The sequence below is a fragment of the Vibrio sp. JPW-9-11-11 genome (assembly GCF_013369335.1).
GTDB lineage: Bacteria > Pseudomonadota > Gammaproteobacteria > Enterobacterales > Vibrionaceae > Vibrio.
Genome location: NZ_SZQJ01000009.1, coordinates 342,963 through 366,656 on the forward strand (window position 1 = coordinate 342,963; position 23,694 = coordinate 366,656).

Annotated in this window: 23 protein-coding genes; 10 read left to right on the plus strand and 13 right to left on the minus strand. The window is 45.6% G+C overall.

Translation table 11 applies throughout. The features are described 5' to 3' along the window. A complete protein-coding gene (locus tag FCU94_RS13850) occupies positions 1-888 on the plus strand; it encodes an endonuclease/exonuclease/phosphatase family protein (RefSeq protein ID WP_176289099.1) in 888 nt (295 codons plus the stop codon). 34 nt (positions 889-922) lie between these two features. Here FCU94_RS13850 and FCU94_RS13855 read toward each other — a convergent pair whose 3' ends face one another. The 5 genes from FCU94_RS13855 to FCU94_RS13875 are packed head-to-tail and all read right to left on the minus strand — an operon-like array spanning position 923 to position 6,357. Next, a complete protein-coding gene (locus FCU94_RS13855; protein ID WP_176289100.1) occupies positions 923-4,072 on the minus strand; it encodes an efflux RND transporter permease subunit in 3,150 nt (1,049 codons plus the stop codon). 2 nt (positions 4,073-4,074) lie between these two features. Next, the gene (locus FCU94_RS13860) at positions 4,075-5,079 is read right to left on the minus strand and encodes an efflux RND transporter periplasmic adaptor subunit (RefSeq protein ID WP_176289101.1); all 1,005 of its coding nucleotides are present in this window, start codon (positions 5,077-5,079) and stop codon (positions 4,075-4,077) included. A gap of 42 nt (positions 5,080-5,121) precedes the next feature. Further along, positions 5,122-5,580, minus strand: coding sequence for a YeeE/YedE family protein (locus FCU94_RS13865; protein WP_176289102.1), 459 nt, complete (start codon positions 5,578-5,580; stop codon positions 5,122-5,124). Between the two features lie 18 nt (positions 5,581-5,598). Next, on the minus strand, positions 5,599-6,018 hold the full coding sequence (locus tag FCU94_RS13870; protein ID WP_176289103.1) for a YeeE/YedE family protein: 420 nt from the start codon (positions 6,016-6,018) through the stop codon (positions 5,599-5,601). 27 nt (positions 6,019-6,045) lie between these two features. Continuing rightward, the gene (locus tag FCU94_RS13875; protein WP_176289104.1) at positions 6,046-6,357 is read right to left on the minus strand and encodes an ArsR/SmtB family transcription factor; all 312 of its coding nucleotides are present in this window, start codon (positions 6,355-6,357) and stop codon (positions 6,046-6,048) included. 164 nt (positions 6,358-6,521) lie between these two features. On the opposite strand from FCU94_RS13875, the gene FCU94_RS13880 reads away from it, so the two are divergent. From FCU94_RS13880 to FCU94_RS13905, 6 genes are all read left to right on the plus strand, one after another. After that, positions 6,522-6,707 carry a YgaP family membrane protein gene (locus tag FCU94_RS13880; RefSeq protein WP_176289105.1) on the plus strand — a complete coding sequence of 62 codons (186 nt, stop codon included), beginning with the start codon at positions 6,522-6,524 and terminating at the stop codon, positions 6,705-6,707. Positions 6,708-6,718: 11 nt separating this feature from the next. Further along, a complete protein-coding gene (locus FCU94_RS13885) occupies positions 6,719-8,422 on the plus strand; it encodes an FAD-dependent oxidoreductase (RefSeq protein ID WP_176289106.1) in 1,704 nt (567 codons plus the stop codon). Positions 8,423-8,612: 190 nt separating this feature from the next. Continuing rightward, complete coding sequence (locus FCU94_RS13890) at positions 8,613-9,140, plus strand: hypothetical protein (RefSeq protein WP_176289107.1); 528 nt, start codon at positions 8,613-8,615, stop codon at positions 9,138-9,140. 117 nt (positions 9,141-9,257) lie between these two features. Beyond that, positions 9,258-9,440, plus strand: a complete 183-nt coding sequence (locus FCU94_RS13895) for a hypothetical protein (RefSeq protein WP_176289108.1) — start codon at positions 9,258-9,260, stop codon at positions 9,438-9,440. A 393-nt stretch (positions 9,441-9,833) separates the two neighbouring features. Further along, positions 9,834-10,082: a hypothetical protein gene (locus FCU94_RS13900; protein ID WP_176289109.1), complete on the plus strand. Its 249-nt coding sequence runs from the start codon at positions 9,834-9,836 to the stop codon at positions 10,080-10,082. Positions 10,083-10,190: 108 nt separating this feature from the next. Further along, complete coding sequence (locus tag FCU94_RS13905) at positions 10,191-12,947, plus strand: immune inhibitor A domain-containing protein (protein WP_176289110.1); 2,757 nt, start codon at positions 10,191-10,193, stop codon at positions 12,945-12,947. Positions 12,948-13,018: 71 nt separating this feature from the next. Here the strand turns inward: FCU94_RS13905 and FCU94_RS13910 are convergent, their stop codons facing one another. After that, on the minus strand, positions 13,019-14,458 hold the full coding sequence (locus tag FCU94_RS13910) for an aerolysin family beta-barrel pore-forming toxin (RefSeq protein WP_176289111.1): 1,440 nt from the start codon (positions 14,456-14,458) through the stop codon (positions 13,019-13,021). 416 nt (positions 14,459-14,874) lie between these two features. Between FCU94_RS13910 and FCU94_RS13915 the strand changes: the two genes are divergently transcribed. Beyond that, positions 14,875-16,119, plus strand: a complete 1,245-nt coding sequence (locus FCU94_RS13915) for an SGNH/GDSL hydrolase family protein (protein WP_176289112.1) — start codon at positions 14,875-14,877, stop codon at positions 16,117-16,119. A 76-nt stretch (positions 16,120-16,195) separates the two neighbouring features. On the opposite strand, the gene FCU94_RS13920 is transcribed toward FCU94_RS13915, so the two are convergent. Together FCU94_RS13920 and FCU94_RS13925 are read right to left on the minus strand one after the other, a co-directional pair. Beyond that, complete coding sequence (locus tag FCU94_RS13920) at positions 16,196-16,615, minus strand: VOC family protein (RefSeq protein WP_176289113.1); 420 nt, start codon at positions 16,613-16,615, stop codon at positions 16,196-16,198. 76 nt (positions 16,616-16,691) lie between these two features. Continuing rightward, a complete protein-coding gene (locus FCU94_RS13925) occupies positions 16,692-17,888 on the minus strand; it encodes a benzoate/H(+) symporter BenE family transporter (protein WP_176289114.1) in 1,197 nt (398 codons plus the stop codon). 89 nt (positions 17,889-17,977) lie between these two features. Here FCU94_RS13925 and FCU94_RS13930 point away from each other — a divergent pair, with 89 nt between their 5' ends. Next, complete coding sequence (locus FCU94_RS13930; RefSeq protein ID WP_176289115.1) at positions 17,978-18,538, plus strand: helix-turn-helix domain-containing protein; 561 nt, start codon at positions 17,978-17,980, stop codon at positions 18,536-18,538. 215 nt (positions 18,539-18,753) lie between these two features. On the opposite strand, the gene trpS is transcribed toward FCU94_RS13930, so the two are convergent. From trpS to FCU94_RS13950, 4 genes are all read right to left on the minus strand, one after another. Then, positions 18,754-19,776, minus strand: a complete 1,023-nt coding sequence (gene trpS, locus FCU94_RS13935; RefSeq protein ID WP_176289116.1) for a tryptophan--tRNA ligase — start codon at positions 19,774-19,776, stop codon at positions 18,754-18,756. 299 nt (positions 19,777-20,075) lie between these two features. After that, complete coding sequence (locus FCU94_RS13940) at positions 20,076-20,420, minus strand: YajD family HNH nuclease (RefSeq protein WP_176289117.1); 345 nt, start codon at positions 20,418-20,420, stop codon at positions 20,076-20,078. A gap of 121 nt (positions 20,421-20,541) precedes the next feature. Next, positions 20,542-21,135 (minus strand): DJ-1/PfpI family protein, encoded by a 594-nt coding sequence (locus tag FCU94_RS13945; protein ID WP_176289118.1) that lies wholly within the window; start codon positions 21,133-21,135, stop codon positions 20,542-20,544. A gap of 234 nt (positions 21,136-21,369) precedes the next feature. Next, positions 21,370-21,693 carry a Fis family transcriptional regulator gene (locus FCU94_RS13950; RefSeq protein WP_176289119.1) on the minus strand — a complete coding sequence of 108 codons (324 nt, stop codon included), beginning with the start codon at positions 21,691-21,693 and terminating at the stop codon, positions 21,370-21,372. Between the two features lie 157 nt (positions 21,694-21,850). On the opposite strand from FCU94_RS13950, the gene FCU94_RS13955 reads away from it, so the two are divergent. Further along, on the plus strand, positions 21,851-22,189 hold the full coding sequence (locus FCU94_RS13955) for a cytosolic protein (RefSeq protein WP_176289120.1): 339 nt from the start codon (positions 21,851-21,853) through the stop codon (positions 22,187-22,189). Positions 22,190-22,486: 297 nt separating this feature from the next. On the opposite strand, the gene FCU94_RS13960 is transcribed toward FCU94_RS13955, so the two are convergent. Next, positions 22,487-23,473, minus strand: a complete 987-nt coding sequence (locus FCU94_RS13960; protein ID WP_176289121.1) for a YARHG domain-containing protein — start codon at positions 23,471-23,473, stop codon at positions 22,487-22,489. Positions 23,474-23,694: the final 221 nt, after the last annotated feature.

Sequence of the window (23,694 nt, forward strand, 5' to 3'; positions counted from 1 at the left end):
ATGTTGAACGCTAAAAATTGGCTGCTTCAGGGCTGTTTATTGGTCTTGTTACCACTCTACGTAGTGGCCGATGATCAACTCACCTTTGCCAGTTGGAACTTGGAATGGTTATCGAGTCAGCCTTCTGCTAAATTTCCCAGCTCCCAGCGTAACCACCTTGACTATCAAGCCCTTGGTCGCCATTTTAACGCGCTAAACAGTGACGTACTCGCGTTTCAAGAAGTCAATGACTTGGAGTCTTTGGGTAAGGTGGTGGGGAGCGACTATCATCTCTATCTGTCTGAGCGTTCTCAGCCAGAGTACCGACAACGGCAGTTTACGGATATCAATCAGTACACCGGATTTGCGGTGAGAAAAGGCGTCACAGTCGAGAATAAAGCGGATTTAAAGCTTGATCGTCAAAGCACGAGTAAACAGAGGTTCGCAGCGTATCTTGTGGTTAACCCAAACAGCGACTCCCCACTGCATTTGCTATCGGTCCACCTCAAAGCGCGCTGCTCTGGCGCATACAAGGACAATCCATCCTGCCGCACCTTAAACTCACAAGCGAAAGCTCTCAACCGTTGGATAATACAACGTGAGAAACATCAGCAGGCGTACATGATTATCGGCGACTTCAACCACAATCTTGCCTACCCTAACGATTGGTTGTGGCAAACCTTAACCTTGGGAAGTAAAGCGAAGTTAGCCACCGCCAACACGCCAGCTGTATGTAAGGTACGTTCACGTAAGCAACCCAATAAAACCCATCAGTTCCGCTCGCTTATAGACCATGTCGTGACCAGCCAACAGTTACATGTAACACAAGTGGCGCAAGTCACTTATGATATCAACGAGCTACTCCGCTACCGTTTAAGCGATCACTGCCCTTTGCGTATACGCTTGTAAAAAAGCCCCGTCTTAATGACGGGGCGGTACTGAATTACTCGAATCGCTTACGCATCGCGACGTAATAGAGAACTGGTATCACTAATAAGGTCAGAATCGTCGAGACGAAAATACCAAATATCAAACTGATCGCCAGACCATTGAAAATGGGGTCGTCGAGAATGAACACGGCCCCTATCATCGCTGCCAGCGCAGTCAGCATGATAGGTTTAGCTCGAACCGCCGCCGACTGAATCACCGCCTCTGCAAACGCTTCCCCTTGTTCCACTTGCTGATTAATAAAGTCCACCAACAAAATCGAGTTACGCACTATGATGCCCGCTAAGGCTATCATGCCGATCATCGAGGTCGCGGTAAACTGTGCGCCCAATATCGCATGGCCCGGCATAACACCAATGATAGTCAGTGGGATCGGCGCCATAATGATTAAGGGGACTAAATAAGACTTAAACTGAGCCACCACGAGTAGATAGATGAGTATCATCCCCACCGCATAAGCAATGCCCATATCTCGGAACGTTTCGTAAGTAATCGTCCATTCTCCATCCCACAAGATAGAAATCCCTGCTAATCCATCGGGCTGATTAATGTAGTGTTGGTCGACCTGCATTTGCTGATCGATTCTGCTACCAATATTAAACATGCCGTAAAGTGGGCTATCGACAGATCCCGACATATCCCCTACCACCATCACCATAGGGACAAGGTTTTTGTGGACGATATAGTCGTCCATTCGAGTCTGTTGCACACTCACTAAATCAGATAAGGGGTACGCATTGCCGTTTTGGCTCCCCACTTTCATATTAAGGACTTGTTCCATGCGTACTTTAGCACTCTCGCTTGCCTGTATCTGAATAGGAACTGGGTACTTATTGTGCTCACTATGTAAGTAACTGATTGGCTTGCCTCCCACCGATGTGGCCAAGGCATCGACGATAGATGCGTAAGGAACCATCAGATGTGACGCTTTACTGCGATCAATCACCACTTGCCATTTTTGGTGCGCTTCGGGTAGGTACATATCGACGTCGACAATATCGTCCGTCTGCCGAAATATTTCGCGAATGGCTCTAGCGGCTTGTTGGCGCAGCTCCGGAGTCGGTGCATACACTTCGGCCAAAATAGGCGACCACACTGGAGGTCCGGGTGGCACCTCGACGACCTTCACTTTGCCGCCAAATTGTACTGCGACCTCGTTGAGAATCGGACGCACCGACGCGGCAATCTCGTGGCTATCGCGCGTGCGTTCCTTTCGACCAACTAAGTTGACTTGAATATCCCCTTGATGGGATTGGCTACGCATAAAGTAGTGACGAACCAAGCCATTAAAATTAATCGGTGCTGCTGTCCCTGTATAGATTTGGTAATCGGTGACTTCGTCAACATCATTGAGCTTTGCCCCCATCTCAAACAATACACGCTGCGTTTTCTCAAGTGACGTGCCTTCCGGCATATCGAGGACCACTTGAAATTCTGATTTGTTGTCAAAGGGCAGCATTTTAAGCACTACTGCTTGCATCACTGGCAACATGACAGAGCCGGCAATTAATGCCAATACCGCCAGAAGCAACATAAAGCGATTTCGCGTTTGGTGTTTCGCGGTGACAAAAGGCGCCATAAGCCGATGAAAGATGCTATCGGTTTGACGCGATTCTTGGTGCTGTGCCGGTTTTAAAAAGTGGCTGGCTAACCATGGAGATACAACGAACGCGACAATGAGTGAAATCAACATTCCCATCGATGCGTTGATAGGAATGGGGCTCATGTAAGGCCCCATCAACCCGCTAACAAAGGCCATCGGTAGCAAAGCAGCAATCACAGTTAGCGTCGCCAGTATGGTTGGCCCCCCGACTTCATCGACGGCTTGAGGGATCAGTGCTTGCAACTTAGCGTGACCTTTTGACATGTGGCGATGAATATTTTCGACCACGACAATCGCGTCATCGACCAAAATGCCGATCGAAAAGATCAGGGCAAACAACGAGACACGATTGAGCGTAAAGCCCCAAGCCCAAGAAGCAAATAAGGTGATCATCAAGGTTACGACAATGGCAAAGCCAACCACAAACGCTTCTCGCCATCCCATGGTCAACAAGACCAAAACAACCACGGCGGCAGTGGCAAAGGCGAGTTTGCCCATCAGTGTGTTGCTTTTATCTGCGGCCGTTTTACCGTAATCGCGGGTAATATCAACTTGGATACTTTCAGGGATCAATTGGTTTTGCAGTTCAACCAAACGACTCTCTATCTCGTTGGCAACGTTGACCGCGTTTTCACCAGCCTTTTTAGCGATCGCCAATGTCACCGCTGGGTAGATTTGCTGTTTGTCGCTGGTCCACACATTGTGTGCAGGCGTGTTGGCACCCAGTTCCACACTGGCAATGTCTTCTAAATAGACTGGCGCTCCGTTATGCAGCCCAACAACCAGTTGTTTTACCTCTTCAATTCGCGTTAAGAACTGGCCAATTTGAACGGGGAACTCTTGGTTGTCGTGGGTAAGACGCAACATGGGAGAACTGGTGTTTGCGGCCGGTAAATGTTGATTGAGCTGATCGAGAGTGATCGCAAAGCTATTCATTTTTGCAGGGTCAAGACGAACATCGACAATAGTGTTATGCCCACCGATAGTGTAGATATCGCGCGTGCCAGCAATTCTTTTGAGTTCAGTCTCAAGACCATGAGCAACCTGAGTCAGTTGTTGTTGGTCAAGACGACCACTACGATCGCTCAACGTAACGCTCACTATCGGGACATCTTCGATACCTTTAGGTTTAATGATCGGCTCTCCGACTCCCACTCCTTGAGGCATCCAATCTTTGTTTGAATAGAGCTTGTTGTAAATGCGCACCACCGCGTCATTGCGACTCACCCCCACCTCAAAGATTGCCACTATCATGGCACCGTCAGGTTGAGAAAAAGAGTAAAGCTTATCGATTCCTTGGATCTCTGAGATAATTTGCTCTGCAGGGGTCGTGACCAGGCTCTCTACTTCACGAGGTGACGCCCCTGGAAACGGAATGTACACATCGGCAAATGTGACATCAATTTGGGGTTCTTCTTCTTTCGGCGTTACGATGACCGCAAACAGCCCCATAAGAAGGCCAACGAGAGCGAGCAAAGGCGTCATCGCCGAATTCTGAAAGGCCGCTGCAATGCGACCCGAAATACCGAGTCGATTGTCCATAATCACTCTCCTTCCATCGCAAGTGCGGTTGTCGCAATAACATCACCCTCTTCGAGCCCAGACAATACTTCCACATATTCTCCATACGTTTGGCCCAAACGTACCGGGTTTAGCACCCGGTGCTGTTGATCAATCCGGAAAACCGAGCTCAACTCGCCACGACGAACAACGGCAGATTCTGGAATCAATAAAGTCTCTCTGTCGCCATAATGAAATTCAGTCTTGACCCACATTCCAGGAACAAAGGTGGCGCTGTTTTCAGGTAGCTGTAATCGCACTTTAAAGGTGTGAGATTGTGGATCAGCGTATTGAAACAAGCTCATATCGGTGGGAGTGATACGTTCACCGTTCGCGCCGAGCACTGTAAACTGTTCAATCTCGTTGACCACAGGCTGATGACGCTGCGCAATATCGGTTTCGACACGAAGCAAATTCAATGCAAATCCACTTAATAGAGGCGTGCCTGGTGCGACTGTTTCGCCAAGTTGGACATGTCGTTTGGTCACAATGCCGTCATACGGCGCTGTCACATTTGTGTAGCCCAATGACTCTTTCGCTTGCGCCACACTCGCTTGCGCAGATTTCACCGCCGCCGCCGCACTGCGTGCTCGAGCTTCGGCGCTATCCATTTGATCTTGAGAGATCGCTCCTTTAGGGAACAATTGTTGATAACGTTTTAGTTGAGATTGGGCTTCACGATTTTGCGCCGTGGCGCTCACCAGTTGCGCCTTCGCTGCATCAAGCGATGCCGACTGTTGAACGTCGCTGATCTCAAGCAACACCGTTCCTTGTTTGACATAGTCATTAACGTCAACATATAAACCGACAACGCGTCCCGATGTTTGCGCCGCAACCGTCCCTTGGTTTACAGGCTGCACCACACCATCAAGATGGATGATTTGCGCAAGTGGCTCTCGACTCACAGTGTAAAGCTGTTCATTTTGCTGCGCATTGGCATGAGACACAACTAACCCCATCAATGCGATGTTCCAACCGATCCATTTCATCTTCACCACTCCCTGTTCCACCTATCTCATCAATAGTAGTCACTATGCAGTTTGCGTTTGTGACTCACGGCTATTTTTCATACAAATCAGTAAGTTTGTGATACCTAATCCCACCATCATACTGGCAAAAAAGATCCACACCCCTATGTTTCCAAGTCCGAGACTCGACATCGCTGGGCCAGGACAAATCCCGGCCAGTCCCCAGCCAATACCAAACAGAACAGCGCCACTTAACAAACGTTTATCTACCTTTTTGTGGTGGGCCAAACAGAATGACTGTGCGGCAACTGGAGCCTTTCTTGGCTTGATGAGCCAATGATACGCGGGCATAAACACCATCAGTGCGCCGCCCATAACAAATGCCAAACTCGGATCCCACACCCCTGCAATATCTAAAAAACCGATGACTTTAGCCGGATTCGCCATGCCCGAGATGATCATGCCAAGACCAAACAAAACACCGGCAACGAGTGACGTTAGACGAAAAACAATCTTATTCATTATTGATACTCACTGAACTTATAAGAGGTGAAGGCGAACAAATACTGTTGCTGCGGCGACTAGCATAAAGACAATAGTGGCGACGAAGGAACGTTGTGATAATCGTCCGATACCACAAATCCCGTGACCACTTGTACAACCATTCCCCAAGCGCGTACCAATCCCAACCAGCAAGCCCGCAGCCGCAAGCATGAAAACGCTGCTCTCATAGTGAGTCGGGACACTACTATTAAATGCTAATACTCCCATCACACCGCCTGACACCATGCCAACAGCAAACAACAAGCGCCACGCAAAATCAGACGATTTTGGTGTCAGCAACCCTGTCATAATGCCGCTGATGCCAGCAATTTTTCCATTCAGTAGTAGCAATAATGTTGCCGAAATACCGAGTAAAATGCCTCCTGCCAATGATTCCCAAGGAATTTCAAAAGCCATAGTTACCTCTTAGCTATAATGTAAAAATCATTCGCCACAAAACGTGGCTTGTAAATTGTGAATTAGCTGAACAACGCGTTGGTCATCCAACGAATAAAAAACTTGTTGAGACTCTTTGCGCGACTTGATTAAGCCATGTTTACGCAACACAGTCAGGTGCTGAGAAAACGCCGACTGGCTCAAGCTTGAACTACTTTGCAATACCCCAACGCCGACCTCGCCTTCTGTGAGCTGACAAAGCACCATAAGCCGCTCAGGATGGGCCATAACTTTCAATAAATCAGCCGCTTCCACCGCTTTGCCTTGCATTTCGACGATATTCACTGTTTGACTATTCATGGCTCGCTTCTCCTAAACCGTTAAATTAGATAATACTAAACAAATGAAATTAGTCAACACTAATTTAGTAATTACAAATTTAGATTAATTAACATTAGACTTTTCTAATTGATGTGACTATAGTGATTAGCAACTAAGGCAAATAGTCACGTAAGGAGAACGTTATGAGTCTTGAAAATGCAATCAGAGTATTAGCGGGAAGTATGGTACTGCTCTCGGTGGTTCTCACCGTTACGGTTCATACTGGTTTCGTATGGTTAACCGTATTCGTCGGTGTAAACTTGATTCAAAGCGCATTTACAGGGATTTGTCCTGCGGCCTATTTCCTGAAAAAACTGGGTTTCCAATAACGGAGTGAAAAATGACTAAGATTTTAATTGTTGGCGGTGTGGCAGGCGGCGCGTCTGCGGCGGCTCGAGCACGTCGCTTGAGCGAAGAGGCTCAAATCATTATGTTTGAGCGTGGTCCTTTTGTCTCATTTGCTAACTGTGGCCTTCCTTATCACATCGGTGGTGACATACAAGAGCGCAGCAAGCTACTTCTCCAGACTCCAGAAAGCTTCCTATCACGCTTTAATGTCGACGTTCGAGTGATGAACGAGGTCGTATCGATTGACCGCCACAACAAACAAGTGACGGTGAAGAATCTACTCGATGGCAGTGAATATAGTGAAAGCTACGATTTTCTATTGCTGAGCCCTGGCGCAGGCCCTATCGTTCCACCAATCCCAGGAATTGATAATCCACTGACCCACTCTCTGCGTAACATTCCAGATATGGATCGCATCATTCAAACCATCCAGATGAACAAACCAGAGCACGCAACGGTTGTTGGCGGCGGATTCATCGGTCTCGAAATGATGGAAGCCTTCCACCAATTAGGAATTAAAACCACGTTGATTGAGATGGCTGACCAAGTGATGACGCCTGTTGACCGTGAAATGGCAGGCTTTGCTCACGCTGAAATTCGCGATAGAGGCATTGATTTAAAGCTGGGCGTTGCGCTTCAAGCGGTTGAGTATATGCCCAACGAACATATCGCCAGCTTTGGCTCAGGTGAGGATGAAGAACACCAGCATATTGAAGGTGAGCTAAATCTTACTCTCAACAATGGCGAGTCATTAACCACCGACATTTTGATCATGGCCATCGGTGTACGTCCTGAAACTAAGCTCGCACAAGAAGCCGGGCTGCAAATTGGTGAGCTAGGCGGCATCTATACCAACCAAATGATGCAAACCAGCGATCCTAGTATCTACGCTGTGGGTGATGCAGTCGAAGAAAAAGACTTTGTCACAGGTGCACAAACTCTCGTTCCACTTGCTGGCCCTGCCAACCGTCAAGGTCGTATGGCTGCCGACAATATGCTCGGTCGCCAAGAAGCCTACCAAGGTACACAAGGCACGGCTATCTGTAAGATTTTTGACCTAGCGGTTGCCTCAACAGGGAAAAACGAAAAGCAACTTAAGCGTGAAGGTGTGGATTATGAGAAAGTCTATGTCCATACTGCCAGCCACGCGAGCTACTACCCAGGCGCCGAGATTGTCTCATTCAAAATGTTATTTGACCCGAAAAACGGCAAGATTTTTGGTGCACAAGCGGTCGGAAAAGATGGTGTAGACAAACGCATTGATGTGATGGCGGTTGCTCAGCGAGCTGGCATGACTGTCGAGCAGCTTCAACACCTTGAGCTCACTTACGCTCCGCCGTATGGCAGTGCCAAAGATGTCATCAACCAAGCAGCGTTTGTTGCCAACAACATTATCAAGGGCGACGCCACTCCGATTCACTTTGATGAAATGGACTCACTGACAGACGAGCAAGTCCTGCTCGATGTACGTAACCCAGGCGAACTCGAAAATGTTGGCTTTATCAAAGATGCGATCAACATTCCTGTAGACCAATTGCGCCACCGCATGGACGAACTACCAAAAGACAAGGAAATCGTGATCTACTGTCAAGTTGGGTTACGCGGTAACGTTGCATACCGTCAGCTAGTTAATAACGGCTTCAAAGCCCGTAACCTGATTGGCGGATATCGCACATACAAGTTCGCGACCGCTTAATCCAACCCAACACTGCCCTTTTAGTTTTGGAGCACGTAACGTGCTCCTTTTTTAAGTCTATTTCTCAAGATTGATGCAACACGTAAGTCAAACTTAGTGTTTTTCAGAATGAAATACGTTGATTTTTAAGCACACTCTTATATACAATTTCGTCAACAATCATGGATCTGACTGACTATTACAACACGCGATGCTAATCACTATTACACTTCTACTGATCGCCGCTCTTATAACCGCTCTTCTCGCTTTCTACTATCAAAAAGCCGCCTTCGAGAAGAAAAGTCATCAACAAGCTAAGCAAGCATTACTCAAACGTTCCAATCAAATTAAAACGAGCTTCAAAAAAAACTTAGAAAGAATTGCCGCGAGTGGTGCCTTATGCCCAAAAAGTGAATCTGCCATCTATCGTATAGCCAACTACTACTTTGTGTTCCAATCAGTAAATTCACAAACCGTTGAACATTTCTCCCAGTTGACCAAAGACTTGGTCCACGCTATCGACGATATAATTGACACCAACCAAAACGAAGACAATCAAGCCATTAAGCAACAGCTCGAACGTTTTGCCGCATCATTGCCGCATGCCGCTGGTGGATACACGGCTAATTTCTATCGCAGTGACTTACCTGTGCTTATTTTTCATCTCAAGCAAGAGCCTCAATCAGAGCCAGTTCAGGTAAGCGATACGCCAAATGAAGAAACCCAAATGGCCAGCTAGCTTGGGCTTACTACCTTAGTATAGAGTTTACTCTTTATTGATTTCGATCAATTACGCCTCAATAGGTTATCGATACGTTATCTTTAGGTTAACGACTAATTAACACGGAGGTGACCTATGGAACTTAAGCAGGACTCTCGTTGCTATACAGATGTTTGTGTCGATGGTAAATGGTTTCATCATGACCACGGAACAACCCAAGCCTACATGCTAAAAGGGGGAGCCCACTGCTCTATCGAGCTCAATAAACTTCCGCTCACAGAAAGTGAACTGATCGAATTGATCAATGCCCAACTTTAAACCCGTCGATGCTTCAAGGTTGTTGCTCAATACCCACCTAGAAGCATCGTCCATATTTTTAACACAGTTCAAATTTCTCACTTAAAGCTAATATTAAATCTATCATAAATAAGTATTTATTATTCCATTCCCTAAATTAACTATTGCTCAAAAACCACTACCTGTATATCTGCTTTATCTAGTCATTTACTTTAATTAATAACAACTCGATCAATTATTCAGTCAATTTAGCTACATAATTAGCTGATCAATCTATTAGTTAAGAATAAATTCGATGTTCACTAAATATGTTTAAATTCGTACAGCAGTCCACTCAAGCCATTTGCCTAGGTTACATTTAAGTGAATTAAAATATATTTTGTTACAAACAAACGAAGCATTCGTAAATATATAATGAAAACAGTCAGTGGTATGTTATTTCTTTTGAGCACTTCTTCCTTAGCGAATAATCCTGTAGATGATCAACGCTTACTTGATGCTCTAATTAAGCAAGGGGTTATCTGTGAAGATCAAACCGAGCTTGAAAAGCAGGCTTCTTTACAAATCTATCTTGAAAAAAAATTCGCTTCCCCAGCGGATAAAAAACAACATCCTCAAACTAAAGAATCACCAGACTGTATTTCTGTAAAAAATAACGAGTAGTCCGTTTTCAATCATCATTCTTTTTTGATGCGTTGTATATCGGCCTAGCAACGTCGTTATCGCCCGAATTGATGGGCAGTTGGCAACTAAAATAAATAAGGAAATACAATGAAAACCATGAGTAAATCACTGCTTGCAACCGCAGTGCTCACTCTGCTTAGCACTGGCGCGTACGCGAAAACGCCAGTGGATTTAGGTGTAATTAACGAAGACAAAGTGATCGAGATGTTGATCGCTCAGGGCAAACTTGAACAAGACGCCTCTATCGACGAGCGCCAAGAAGCGCTCGACCGTTACATCGCAGCAAAGCTAAATCGTGGCTTTAAAGGAGACGCTCAGTTCGGTAAAAAAGCACTAGAACAGCGCGCAAAAATTCTTAAAACCATCGCTTCAGAGAAGGGGCAACATAAAGCCCACGTGTTCTCTTTCGATAGCAACGACAAGCGCACCGACAAAGTACTAGCGGTATTGGTTGACTTCCCAGACTTACCTTGGAATGACAATCGACTCACCGAAGAGCATACCGAAATGCTCTATGAGAGCTACGAGCCTGCTCACTACCAAGAGCTACTCTTCTCCGACAGCGGTTATGCTGGCCCAAATGGTGAAAATCTTATCTCAATGCGTCAATACTATGAGAAAGAGTCCGGAAGCAGCTATAGTGTTGCTGGCCAAGCCGCTGGCTGGTATCGCGCTGCCAATAACGCTGCATTTTATGGCGGTAATTCCCCCACCACCGACAACGACATTAACGCCCAAGAACTGGTGCGCGAAGCTCTCAACCAACTGGCTAAAGATCCATCAATCAATTTAGCCGACTACGACATTGAAGATCGCTATGATTACGATGGCGATGGCAACTACCGTGAGCCTGATGGTGTCATTGACCACCTCATGGTGTTTCACGCGTCAGTGGGTGAAGAAGCCGGTGGCGGCGTACTTGGCCCTGATGCAATATGGTCACATCGTTACAACTTAGGTCAGTACCATGTACTCGATGGTACAAGCAGTACAGTGCCAGGGCGATTCGGCGGCCAATATGCTGCTTTCGATTACACTATTCAACCAATTGATGCCGCTGCTGGTGTGTGTGCGCACGAATACGGTCATGATTTAGGTCTACCCGACGAGTACGACACTCAATACACAGGTAAGGGCGAACCCGTTTCCTATTGGTCGATTATGTCTTCTGGTAGTTGGGCAGGTAAAATTGGGGGAACTCAACCCACCGCGTTCAGCTCGTGGGCCAAGCAATTCCTCCAAGCGTCTATTGGTGGACGTTGGGTTGTGAATGATGTTGTCACACTTGATGATTTGAATCACAAGCCAGTCGAGTTCACCTTACATCAAACCACAGATAACGAAAAACCGAACATGGTGCGCGTCGATCTTCCGGTAAAACGTACCCAAGGGCTAGCGCCATTTGCTGGTCAGTTTAATTTCCATAGTGGTAAAGGGGATGACCTTGACAACCGAATGGAGCGTGAAGTCCAAGTTCCTCAAGGTTCGAATGTAAAACTCACCTTTAAAGCATGGTACCAAATCGAAAAAGACTACGACTTTGCGCGTGTGTTGGTTAATGGACAGCCTATTGCTGGTAACATCACAACAATGGACGACCCATACAAGACAGGTTTGGTGCCCGCTATTGGCGGCGAGTCTGACGGTTGGATTGATGCTGAATTCGATCTATCTGATTACGCTGGACAGACTATCACTCTCGGTTTCGACTACGTCACCGACGGCGGCCTGGCAATGGAAGGCCTGCACCTCGACAACATAGCTCTCAACGTTGATGGAATCGAGACTCTGTTAGACGACGGAGAGTCCCAACCTAGCTTTGCGCTCAATGGCTTCCGAGTCAATGACGGCTTCAACCAAGCTGCCCACTATTACTTGCTACAGTGGCGCAGTCACAATGACGTCGACCAAGGGTTGAACAACATCAAGCGCTTCGGTCAAATGATGTCGTTCGAACCAGGTCTCATCGTCTGGTATGTAGACGAGTCGATGACAGACAACTGGGTTGGCAAGCACCCTGGAGAGGGTTGGTTAGGCGTGGTTGATGCAGACCAAAACGCCATGGTTTGGGCGAACTCTGGCACCGCAGCGCAAACGCGCTACCAAATCAGAGATGCGGCGTTTTCTCTTGCCGATCAAGCGAGCATGCGTCTCGTGAATTCCGACGGTGATGTACTCGAAGATACAAGCCTGATTGCTAACAGCGAGTTTGCTGATAATCAAGACTACTCGAATCCGGGTGCACCCGATGCGGGGCGTTTATTAACGGAGTTGGGCTTAACTGTCGAAGTTATCGAACAGTCACCGAACAATGAGTATGGCGTTATCAAACTGTCTAAAACAGAGCAGCCCAACATCGACCCTGTGGCCAGCTTCGACGTCTCGATTGATGGTTTGAATGTGTCGGCGACAAACTCAAGTGTTGATTCAGATGGTACGATTAGCGCCTATCTGTGGGACTTTGGTAATGGTGAAAGCAGTACAGAAGTAGCCCCGTCTTGGCAATATCAAGATTCTGGCGAGTATACAGTGACACTCACGGTTACCGATGACCGCGGAGCTTCGCATAGCGTGTCTCAATCAGTGTCTGTCCTGGCGCCAAACCAAAAGCCGATTGCAAAAGCACATTACATCCATCTTGGTCGTTGGGTCACCATGTGGTCAACCAGCACAGACTCAGATGGTCGGATTGTCGATACTGAATGGGTATTGCCGAATGGCAAAATTAAGCGCGGTCGAATCTTTACTAAGATTTTCCCAAGTTATGGTACTCATGAAGTGACGCTCACCGTGATGGACGATGACGGTGCAAAAACCACTGAGACGATCATCGTTGATTTATAACGCTCCTTTTCTTCTCTATTCCCATACTTCCACGTGAAGTTTTGCGCGGCCCGAAGGCCGCGCTTTTTTTATTACAGTTTAGGAACAGGCACCACTTCAACGCTAAAGTTCTTAATCCCGTACTGTTCTAACTCTTGGTCAGAAAGCGAATACTCTGTTGAACGTTTCACTCTTCCATCCAAAGGAATCGTTTTACCAAAGCGGACATCGGAGCCAAACGATGCGTCAGCGAAAAACTCACCGGTTATTTGAGTTTGAATCGGTCTTAGGATCTCACCCAATAAGCTTTTCACGTTATCGGCACCATATTCGCGTAGCATCCACGGCCAATCCCATTCATTTGACGTTGCAGGGATATTGCGATGTTCATATTGATACTTAAGATTTTTATCATTGCCTCCATTACGACCAATCACCCAACGAGCTGTATAATCAGGACGGTTGTCAGGATGAGTACTTAGCGCATTGCCAGACCAACGTAAAAATCCATGCATCGCCACTTCGTAACTCAACTCCGCATTGAATGAGTATGGGTAACTGATCGATGAACGGAACACCTCCATAAAGACTTCTTGCTTGGTATTCGGCGCGACATTAACCACTATCGTATTTGAGATCCCCTTGGTTTCGGAGTCACCGTTGGTTGTAGCCCAACTCTGGTTGGCGCCAATCTCAATAGAGAGCTCAGTTTCACCGACCAATGGCCATTTAAATTTGTTCTTGGTAGAGACTTTTTGACTGAGTCCATAAGTATCGGTTTTGGACCAGTTTGTCGCCTTTTCATATTTAAAGGTCACGCGGTACTGTTGCTCGAGATCGGACTCATTGGTAACCACTTCTGAGCGGCGACCAATCAGCTCCTTATCGGATTGGGTAATCTCACCCGCGCTAAACGTTTCTGGATCAATGTGATATTCAAAGCCACTAATATCCATTTTCAAACGTTCATTACAGCGGTAACCGTCACACGAACCCGAGGTATCTGCATCGATATCGTAATGGCCGCGCCCATCTGTGGCGGTTACCATATCATCACCCACATACTGGCTACCTGTGCCCCCTGCCCAACCAAAACCAAGGTAATGAGCCAACAAAGCCAGTGGCTTATAAAATTCAGGCTTATTAATTAAGTGCCACTCGGTATAAGCTTCATCGTTTTCAGGTAGTAATAGAGGTGCATAGTTGGGAATGCTGTGATCGGGTGGGGTGAGATAAGTACACCAGGTTGTCCCGGCCAAATTGTCTTGTTTAATCGTGCCGTTATACCCAGGCCCCATCAGAACATAACCATCGGCAATGTTGGTGATTTGCCAAGGCCCCATTTGCCCAACCAGATCAGACTTAATCGGTGCGACTTCATCTTGCGTAATTGGCCTAAATCCCACTTCACAGCTTTGACCTTGCAATTTCACATCTAAAATATCTACTGCAGCATTGACTTTGACAGCTAATAATCCGCTAAACACCGAGGCAGCGACTAACGTTGTTTTAAAAACCTTAATATTATTCACGTTATTTTTCCTGTTTAGTTATTGTACAAACGTAATATTGAGTTATTACGCTTTAACGTTTTACTCCTATAAAACAGGTTAAATAAAGAACAAATACTTCGTTACTGGCAAGAACTCACGTTGATACACTAAGTTAACTTGTCCATATTGATGATTAAATATCACTCTGATACTTTTATACTATTAAACAAATACATTAGAATTAATTAATTTAACTTAACCTATTATTTTTGTTTCTAAATTAGCCTAATTAAAAACGCCATTTGCTAATTTAGTTAAGACTGAACAGGTATTTCTTTGATCTTGGTTCACCTCATATCTATTCATTGAGATTATGTTTTGACTCATATCGTTCACTTATGCCATACAGAATTAGAGAGCATATACTCTAATCCATGAAAATGAAGAGAACGTTTATGAAAAATGCACTTTTATTCACCAGTTTGGGGCTGTTCGGAGCGAACGCTTTCGCCAATGATATTCCAACCACTCCAGAAATGGTGACCTCAGCGTATGCAACCTCGGTGCAGAGCGATCAAACCTACACTTATGTTCGTTGTTGGTACCGCCCGGCACAAACTCATGATGACCCGGCAACAAGCTGGGAGTGGGCTCTGGACAAGGATGGAGACTATTTCACGATTGATGGCTATTGGTGGTCATCGGTTTCTTTCAAAAACATGTTCTACACCACCACATCGCAGCAAACCATCAAGCAGCGCTGTGAAGAGACACTTGATGTTGATCACGACACCGCTGATCTCCTCTACTACGCCGCGGACAATCGCTTGTCTTATAATCACTCTATTTGGTCCAATGACACCACAACCACAGGTAAGATTAACCGTATTGTGGCATTTGGCGATAGTCTGTCCGATACCGGAAATCTGTTCAATGGCTCACAGTGGGTATTCCCGAATGCGAACTCATGGTTTTTAGGGCATTTCTCAAATGGTTTTGTCTGGACGGAATATTTAGCGCAAAGCCGTGATCTACCACTTTACAACTGGGCCGTGGGAGGCGCAGCGGGTACCAACCAGTACGTCGCATTAACTGGCATCTATGACCAAGTCACTTCCTATCTGACATACATGAAGATGGCCAAAAACTACAACCCTTCTAAGACATTGTTTACATTGGAGTTTGGCTTAAACGATTTCATGAATTACAACCGCGAAGTGAGCGATGTTAAAGCAGATTTAAGCAGTGCGCTCATCCGCTTAACCGATGCGGGTGCAAAACATCTGATTTTGCTGACTTTACCTGATGCCACCAAAGCGCCACAGTTTAAGTACTCAACACAAGATGAGATCGATAAAGTTCAAAGCAAAATTTTTGCCTTCAACGAGTTCATCCGTCAGCAAGCTGAGCTGTATAAAAGTCAAGGCGTTAACGTAGTGCTTCACGAAACCTATCAATTGTTCGAGCAGATGACCAGCAATCCACAGCAGCACGGCTTTGAAAACGCGTCTGATGCCTGTTTGAATATCAAGCGTAGCTCCGCGATCGATTATTTATACAGTCACAGTTTCACCAGTGACTGTGCTTACCATGGGTCAGATAAATATGTTTTTTGGGGTGTCACCCACCCGACGACCGCAGCGCATAAATATATCGCCAACGATATTATCCAGCATCACCTAGGGCAGTTTCCTCTCTAAAACGAAAAAGGCAGGGTAACCTGCCTTTTCTCCCTAGCAACTGAGAACATCAGTCCACATCTTCTCTGTCGCTGACCTAACTCGAGCGGTTTCGCTGTTTGGGATCATCACTTAGGTATTCGACAAACTCCACTTCAAAGCCAGCAGGGTCGACATAATAGATATTCTTGCGAAATGGCTCTACGGCTCCAGGCTTGGCTATTGGGTACCCCGCTTGAGTGAGCCTTTCGACTAGCGCATCTAGGTTATTGGTCATAAAGGCAAAATGCGCTAACCCTATCTGATGGCCAGCGAGATCCCTATTGTTGCCTTCGCCATGATCGCTCAAAGCGATGTATTGATAGTCGTCGCCAAAGTGAAGCCAGTTTCTTGCTTTACCGTACCACTCCCCTTGCCCCTCATCACGCACAAACCAATGCGGAAAAGCCGTTTGATAAAAGGCGAGCGTTTTAGGAATGTTGTCTACCACGAGATTAATGTGTTCAAGTTGAATCATACTTTGTCCTTTGTTGGTTATTTTCCATCGACAACAAGGATAAAACCTCAACCTAAGTTGAGGTAAAGCACTAATTTCAACGATTGTTAGCCGACGAAGTATCGGCGATATTCTGCTTAGCCCGTCGCTCGCTCCCATACCAGTAACCCACTAAACCAATACATATGCCCCAAAATGCGCTCCCAATGCCCATTAGTTGAACACCGGATGCGGTGAACAGAAACGTTAGCAGTGCGGGCTCTCGACAACGCTCATCAGCCAGAGATACCGTGAGACAGTTCATCAAAGTGGGTATCACCGCCAAACCCGCAATGGCAATCACTATCGCGCTTGGCACAGCGCTAAATAGTGACACAAAGGACATCCCCAACACTCCAGCCAGTAAGTAAAAAGCGCCCATCGCGATCCCCGCCATATATCGCGTTTTTGGGTTTGCATCCGCATTAGGGCCCATACAAATGGCCCCCGTTATGGCGGCCAGATTAAACGCAAAGCCACCAAATGGCGCGAGCAAAAGACCTGTAATTCCGGTCGTTGTCATGATTTGAGACGACTTAACGCGGTATCCGTTGGCTTTCAGAACCGAAAATCCAGGTAAATTTTGCGAAGCCATGGTGACGATAAAAAGTGGAACGCCAACACTAATCAAAGAGAACACATCGACCTCAGGCGCCATAAAAACAGGTGTCGTCAAACCCACGGCCACCTCACTCACATCGAGCTTGTCCATAGCAAAGCATAGGATCAACGCAACAATGACAATGCCGGGAAGTAATAGAGTTCCCCAACGTTTCTTTGCCACGATGTATAAGGCCAGCATAATAATCACTACCCAACCTTCTTCCACCAGCGAGTTAAATAGCCCCAAACCAAATTGCAATAAAATGCCCGCTAACATCGCCGATGCAATCGCAGTGGGGATTTGCTTCAAGACTTTGTCAAACACACCCGCAATACCAACGAACGTCATTAATAAAGAACTAAACATGAATACGCCAATCGCTTGGTTGATGGTTAACCCTTCTAAGGAGGTGATCAACAAAGCTGCGCCAGGCGTCGACCAAGCTGTCACTATAGGCTGCTTGAAGTAGGCAGACAGCAGTATCGTGCTAACCCCCATCCCCACACCTAATGCCCAATACCACGACGCGATTTGCACGTCTGTTGCGCCAGCGCTCAACGCAGCTTGGTAAATAATCGCAGCCGCACTGGCATAGCCGATAAAAACGGCAATAAAACCAGTGCTGATATGAGAAAGTTTTAGCGTAGTCATATTAATCTCGTCCCTTGTGCGTTATAACGTCCATTACAATCAACATAGCACTCGTGCGTTATAACGCACAAGGTATTTGTCAAAAATTTATGCAAACAGAGATTAAAGTCGGCGATAATTTAAAGCGCCTTCGCCAAGAAAAAGGTTGGAGCCTAGATAAAGCGGCCAAAGCGACCGGAGTAAGCAAAGCGATGTTAGGACAAATCGAGCGGGGCGAATCCAGCCCCACGGTCGCTAAGCTGTGGCAAATTGCATCCGGCTTCGATGTGTCGTTTTCCAGTTTTATAGCCCGCAGTGCCAATACCGAACTGACTAGCCTGTTTAGAGATGCGAATGCGCTAAGACGTGAAGACTATAATGAAGGCTTTTTTGTCAGCTTACTGTTTCCATTTGAACCGACGCTCGGATTTGAAGTGTACGAACTGACCCTAGCGCGCGACTATCAGCATCAGTCCGAGCCTCATAACCTAGGCGTGATTGAACATATTGTTTGTATTTCTGGTGAGATGGCAGTCCTGTTTGACGGCAAATGGCATACGTTACGCCCAGGACAAGCCGTCCGTTTTAATGCGAATCAAAAGCATGGATATAAAAACACCGGCCATGAGAACGCGGTATTTCACAATATCATTCACTACGAGAACAAGTAGTGCGCTTGGTACTGCGCTCGGTCAACAAAGATAACAGCCCTGCAAAGGTGGTGAGCGAGGTAATAAACATAGCTCGGAATCTTTCATGCACAGCCTTACGGCAAGGCTGCAGGATGAGCTAGCGGCGATAGCTAGCTCGTGATTTTACGGCAGCCTTGGCCAGTTTTCTCTACTGGGTTGGTCTCATCTACGCCATCACATAGAGAAAGTGGCATTCAAATAATATTGAGTCCAAAAATCTCTTTGACGTCAAAAAGTACTTTCGATGTTTTTTCTCTAGAGACTTCGCTTCCCTGAACCAAAATATCAACCAATTGTGCTTTATCATCCAAAAACTCTCTTCTTTTCTCTCTGATTGGTCGAAGCATATCTTGCAAACACTCTTCCAGAATTTTTTTCGTTGCACCGTCACCTAGACCTCCGCGTCGATAGTGATCTTTTAATTGTTTGATATCGTTCTTATCCTGATAAAAAGCGTCAAGGTAGGTAAACACTACATTACCTTCTACCTTACCGGGATCTTCAACTTTTAGGTGGTTAGGATCGGTATACATTGATTTTACCGCTGCGGTAATCTCTTTTGCCGTCGCCCCAAGATTAATAGCGTTACCCATCGACTTAGACATCTTATTTTTCCCATCGGTACTAGGGAGCCGAGAAGCGTTACTGAGTAAAGGTCGACATTCATTTAAAACTGTGTGTCCCGCCAAAGAGTTTATCTTTCTCACTATCTCATTGGTTTGTTCAAGCATCGGTATCTGATCATCACCAACAGGAACTAAAGATGCGTTAAAAGCCGTGATGTCGGCAGCTTGCGATACAGGGTACGTTAAAAAGCCCGCTGGAATCGATCGTTCAAACCCTTTGTTCTGTATTTCACTTTTAACGGTCGGGTTTCGCTCTAACCGACTGATGGTGACTAGGTTGCTGTAATACATGGTTAACTCTGCAAGCGCAGGAAGTTGTGATTGAAGACAAATCGTTGTTTTTGACGGATCGATACCAACGGCGAGATAGTCAGCAACGACATTTAAAATATTGGATGAAACTTTTTTGGGGTTGTGGGCATTATCAGTAAGCCCCTGCATATCGGCAACCAGGATTGTTTGCTGGTGAATGTCTTGTAAAGCCACACGCTGCTTCAAAGACCCGACATAATGACCGAGATGCAACGGGCCTGTCGCTCGGTCACCGGTCAAAATTATTTCTGGATTGTTCGTCGTTGGGTTGGTACTCATGAGATATCTCCTAGTTAAAATAAAACGCTACTGGAGATACAAAAGAGATGACATTCTTAGCTACCTTCCAGCAGCTAAAGAATGTAAGCATTCAGTGCCGCTCTAGAGAGAGCGCCACCAGATGAAGAATGATGTCAATGCTGAAATGTATTTCATACACACAACCTAACAGCCATGATGATAAAACTCAACGACTAAACATGATTGACGGATAGAAACACTACAAACTAAAAAGGCCTCTGTGAGGCCTTTACTTTGAACTGGCAATATTTGCGTACCAACCGCAAATCAGTGGCCAATCACTTTTTCATCATGTTTGCCAAATCAGCAAAAGGGTTGTACGTTGCCGCTTGATGATCATCATCACCGGGCTTTATTTCACTACCATAACGCTCATGTTCTAAGTATTTGCTGTGCTCATGGTCGTGACAGTAGAGACACAACAGTTCCCAGTTACTGCCGTCTTCAGGGTTATTCGTATGATCGTGGTCTTTATGATGAACCGTGAGTTCACGTAGGTTTGAGTAAACAAACTCTCTCGCACATCTTCCACATACCCAAGGATACAGTTTTAGAGCTTTTTCTCTATAGCCTGCTTCTTTACGTGCGTAATTGGCGCTGGTTCCGTAATGATCTGACGACATATGTGATTCCTAAGTAGTGTATTACTGCCGATGCTAGCACGTGAACTCACCGTGAAAAAGTGACCAATGTTAAGCGCTAAGTTATCGCTCACAATAAACGGCAAGCCGAAGCCGCAATAGATTATGCTTCAATACGCTTAACAGACGCTGGCCAGCCTTCGTAATAAATATGGTCTGCCTGCCAAAGAATATGGTCCGGGTCATCGGTACGAAGTGTGTGAGCAACCGTCAGGGCAAAATCAAAGCTAACACCCAAACCTTTGCCGGTAATGAAGTTACCATCCACCACCACTTTGCGGTCTAAGTACTCTCCTTTCTCAACTAAGGTTTCCAAACCACTCCCTGTTGTGAAGTGTTTACCTTCAAGAAGACCATGTTTACCCAATACTTTTGCGGGTGATGAGCAAAGCGCGCAAATGTACTTGCCTGCGTCTATGTGGCGTTTCAAAAACGCAATCACCTGCGGGTTACTGGTTAAATTGTCCGTTCCCTCAGGGCCACCCGGCATCATGACCGCATCGTAATCCTGTTCGAATTTTTCTGCCAAAGTGAAGTCAGCGCTGATACGCGTATCAAAATAGGTTTTCATAACAACATCGTCTTTACAAGCCAGCACGTCAACTTGCATACCGCTGCGTCGTACTACATCGATGAACACCACCGCTTCGCCTTCTTCAAAACCATCTGCTAATAACACAGCCACCGTTTTCTGCATGGGAATCCCTTTTCATTTCAATCAAGTAAAATCTCCCGTCATAATAACACAAAAACAAAACATCGTTTCAAATTAAATTTTTAATAGGTGGTATTTTTAAACACTTCGCTTGGGAGGCCAAACGCCGAGTAAGCGTTGTGAATTGCCCACCAAGGAATGATAAGTTACACAAAACTTAGGAAAGAAAAGAGGTAACGACGAGTTAGTCAAAGGCCGCAGAGGTTCACTAGCAACTCATTTTCTATGACGGCCAGAATCAAGATTTTGCTGTGTCTCGTAACGGATATGCTTGCTTGTGTTCTTTAGTTTCACTCCCACCTTATTAAACGCCTTTTGAACTGCGTCTGAAATATGCGGTTGGCCTTCTCCCGCTAAAAAGTTGGCTCTGTCTTGGTTCGACTCGAATACGCAGATGATTTCTAGGCTTTGTGGAAAAGATGAGAATTTGACTGTGTGAGTCACCCATAGAAAACCATCGTAACCTTTTAACGACTCTTCACAAACTTCGGTCAGTACTTCTCTGATTAGATTCTCGACCTTCTTATCTGACTTGCGCATAAAGAAAACTTCCATTTGACACTATTAAAAACGTTTCAAGTCTACATGGTCTTACACACTATTGGGCAGTAGAATTTACTCAGCAGCCATTGCCTAGACTATTCTTCACTCCCTCGATAGTGATAAAATTAGCCGATCAGAATTATCGAGACCCTTTATGTTTATCCATCATGTTAACGGCATCGACTGGCTAGTGATTACCGCTTTTGAAGAAATCAAGCCTCTATTTATTGAAGAAGCCGGTGCTATCCCCTCTTATTTCTCGAGCATCAGTGAATTGAGCCTGATTGATCAAGCCAAGCGCGCTTATGGTCACTTACCCAATCTCAGTGGCGTTATCACCGATACCGGAACATTTCAAAGAACGAACAACGAAGAAGACTTGAACCCACAGCTCGCCTGCTTAGTTGAGGGACGCGGTCGAGTGTTTATCTATCACGGTGGCTTTGTCGCTTTTTTCGATGACGCGCAAACCTTTATTACCCGGATGGATTAACAACAATTAATCATGGCATTCAAACCAAAAAAGCGAGCCACATTGGCTCGCTTTTCCCATCTGATTTGTTGAATCAACTACAAAAGTTCAACTGACTGCTGAGCGATGACAAATTCTTCGTTGGTCGGAATGATATTATTACAGCACACAAATTACAGCTTACCCCAACAAACTTTTGGACAATTCTGTGTCAGTGACTTTGCTAAATTAGCATTTTACGGATTACCAGAGGTACGGCAAAACCTCGATCTTAGTGCCCATTTTTGTTCATCCACTACACTCACTTACTCAATATTCTTACTGACCACCTTCCACCGACTTAATCAACCTTACATTCGCAGCTTCAATCGTGGACAGCTCAACCGAATCAAAAATCGGGTAATACCATGTTCTTTTTGAAAAGTGTTCTGTCAGATCTTCAGATTTGAATATGTAGCCATGCCGCGCGAATATCTCGTTCCGGATCAAACGTAACTCCTGAGCAGAGAAACCCGTCAGTTCACTTTTCTTCAATGGCCTTATATCAGAACCCGGCATTAATTCGTCATCGGTATAGACTGGGCGTTGTTGATTGGCTTTGGGTGATTGAAACTGCGTTTCTTGTTCCTTCTCCAGCTGCTTGAGGAACATAACATTGTACTTTTCAACCTCAGTTAACGACACATTTTTTGTTTCAGGTTTGTACCAACTGGTAGTGGAAAAATAATAGGTAAGCTCTTTAGAGCTAAAAATGTAGCCATGGCGAGCAAAAATTTCGTTTCGTGCCACTCTTAGTTTTTCTGGTGAAAAACCCGATATATTCGTATAGTTTAGTTTGGTATGTTTACTGGCTGGAAGTACCATTTCATCGTCAAACTGTTTATCCCACAATATGACTACAGAAAAGCCTTCCTCACGGATATCATTTGATGAGTAACGAACTTCTATCCCCTCTCGTTCATCAAGTTCGTAATCATGATTGATATAAACTTGGCCACCTTGAACATCAAACCGCTTATTCGTTGCCAACTGGGTGATTGTTTCTATCGACAGTAATTCGGACATATCATAATAATTGAAGTCTTCTTTCGTCTTCCTACCAACAGCCAAACCATTGAGATGAAATAAGCCTTGAGGGATATGCTGCAAGTTCTTTCGGTCCATCATCCTTGCATTCCAAAGTTCATCACCTTCTCTAAGTAACACAATCGGCGGTTGGCCCGTACCCAAAGCATAAAACCTGTTGTGCTCCTCTGGGAGAACTTCTCCTGTAATTGCCAATGCTATGAGTAACAAATAAAACATACACTTTCCTTATCCTGTTATGTCCAAAGTTCACAATGAATCATTGGAAATGTTGGGCACTAAAACAGCTTAATAATATGTGTATCAAAACTGTTAAATCTTAGTAGGCACATAGCCAAATTAAGGTGTGAGCCACGCAACCACCTTAGCTAAAACATTGTGTCATAAACACTAAACTGGCTTGAAGTGAAAACGCCAAGCGTTGTGAATCACTCTTAAAT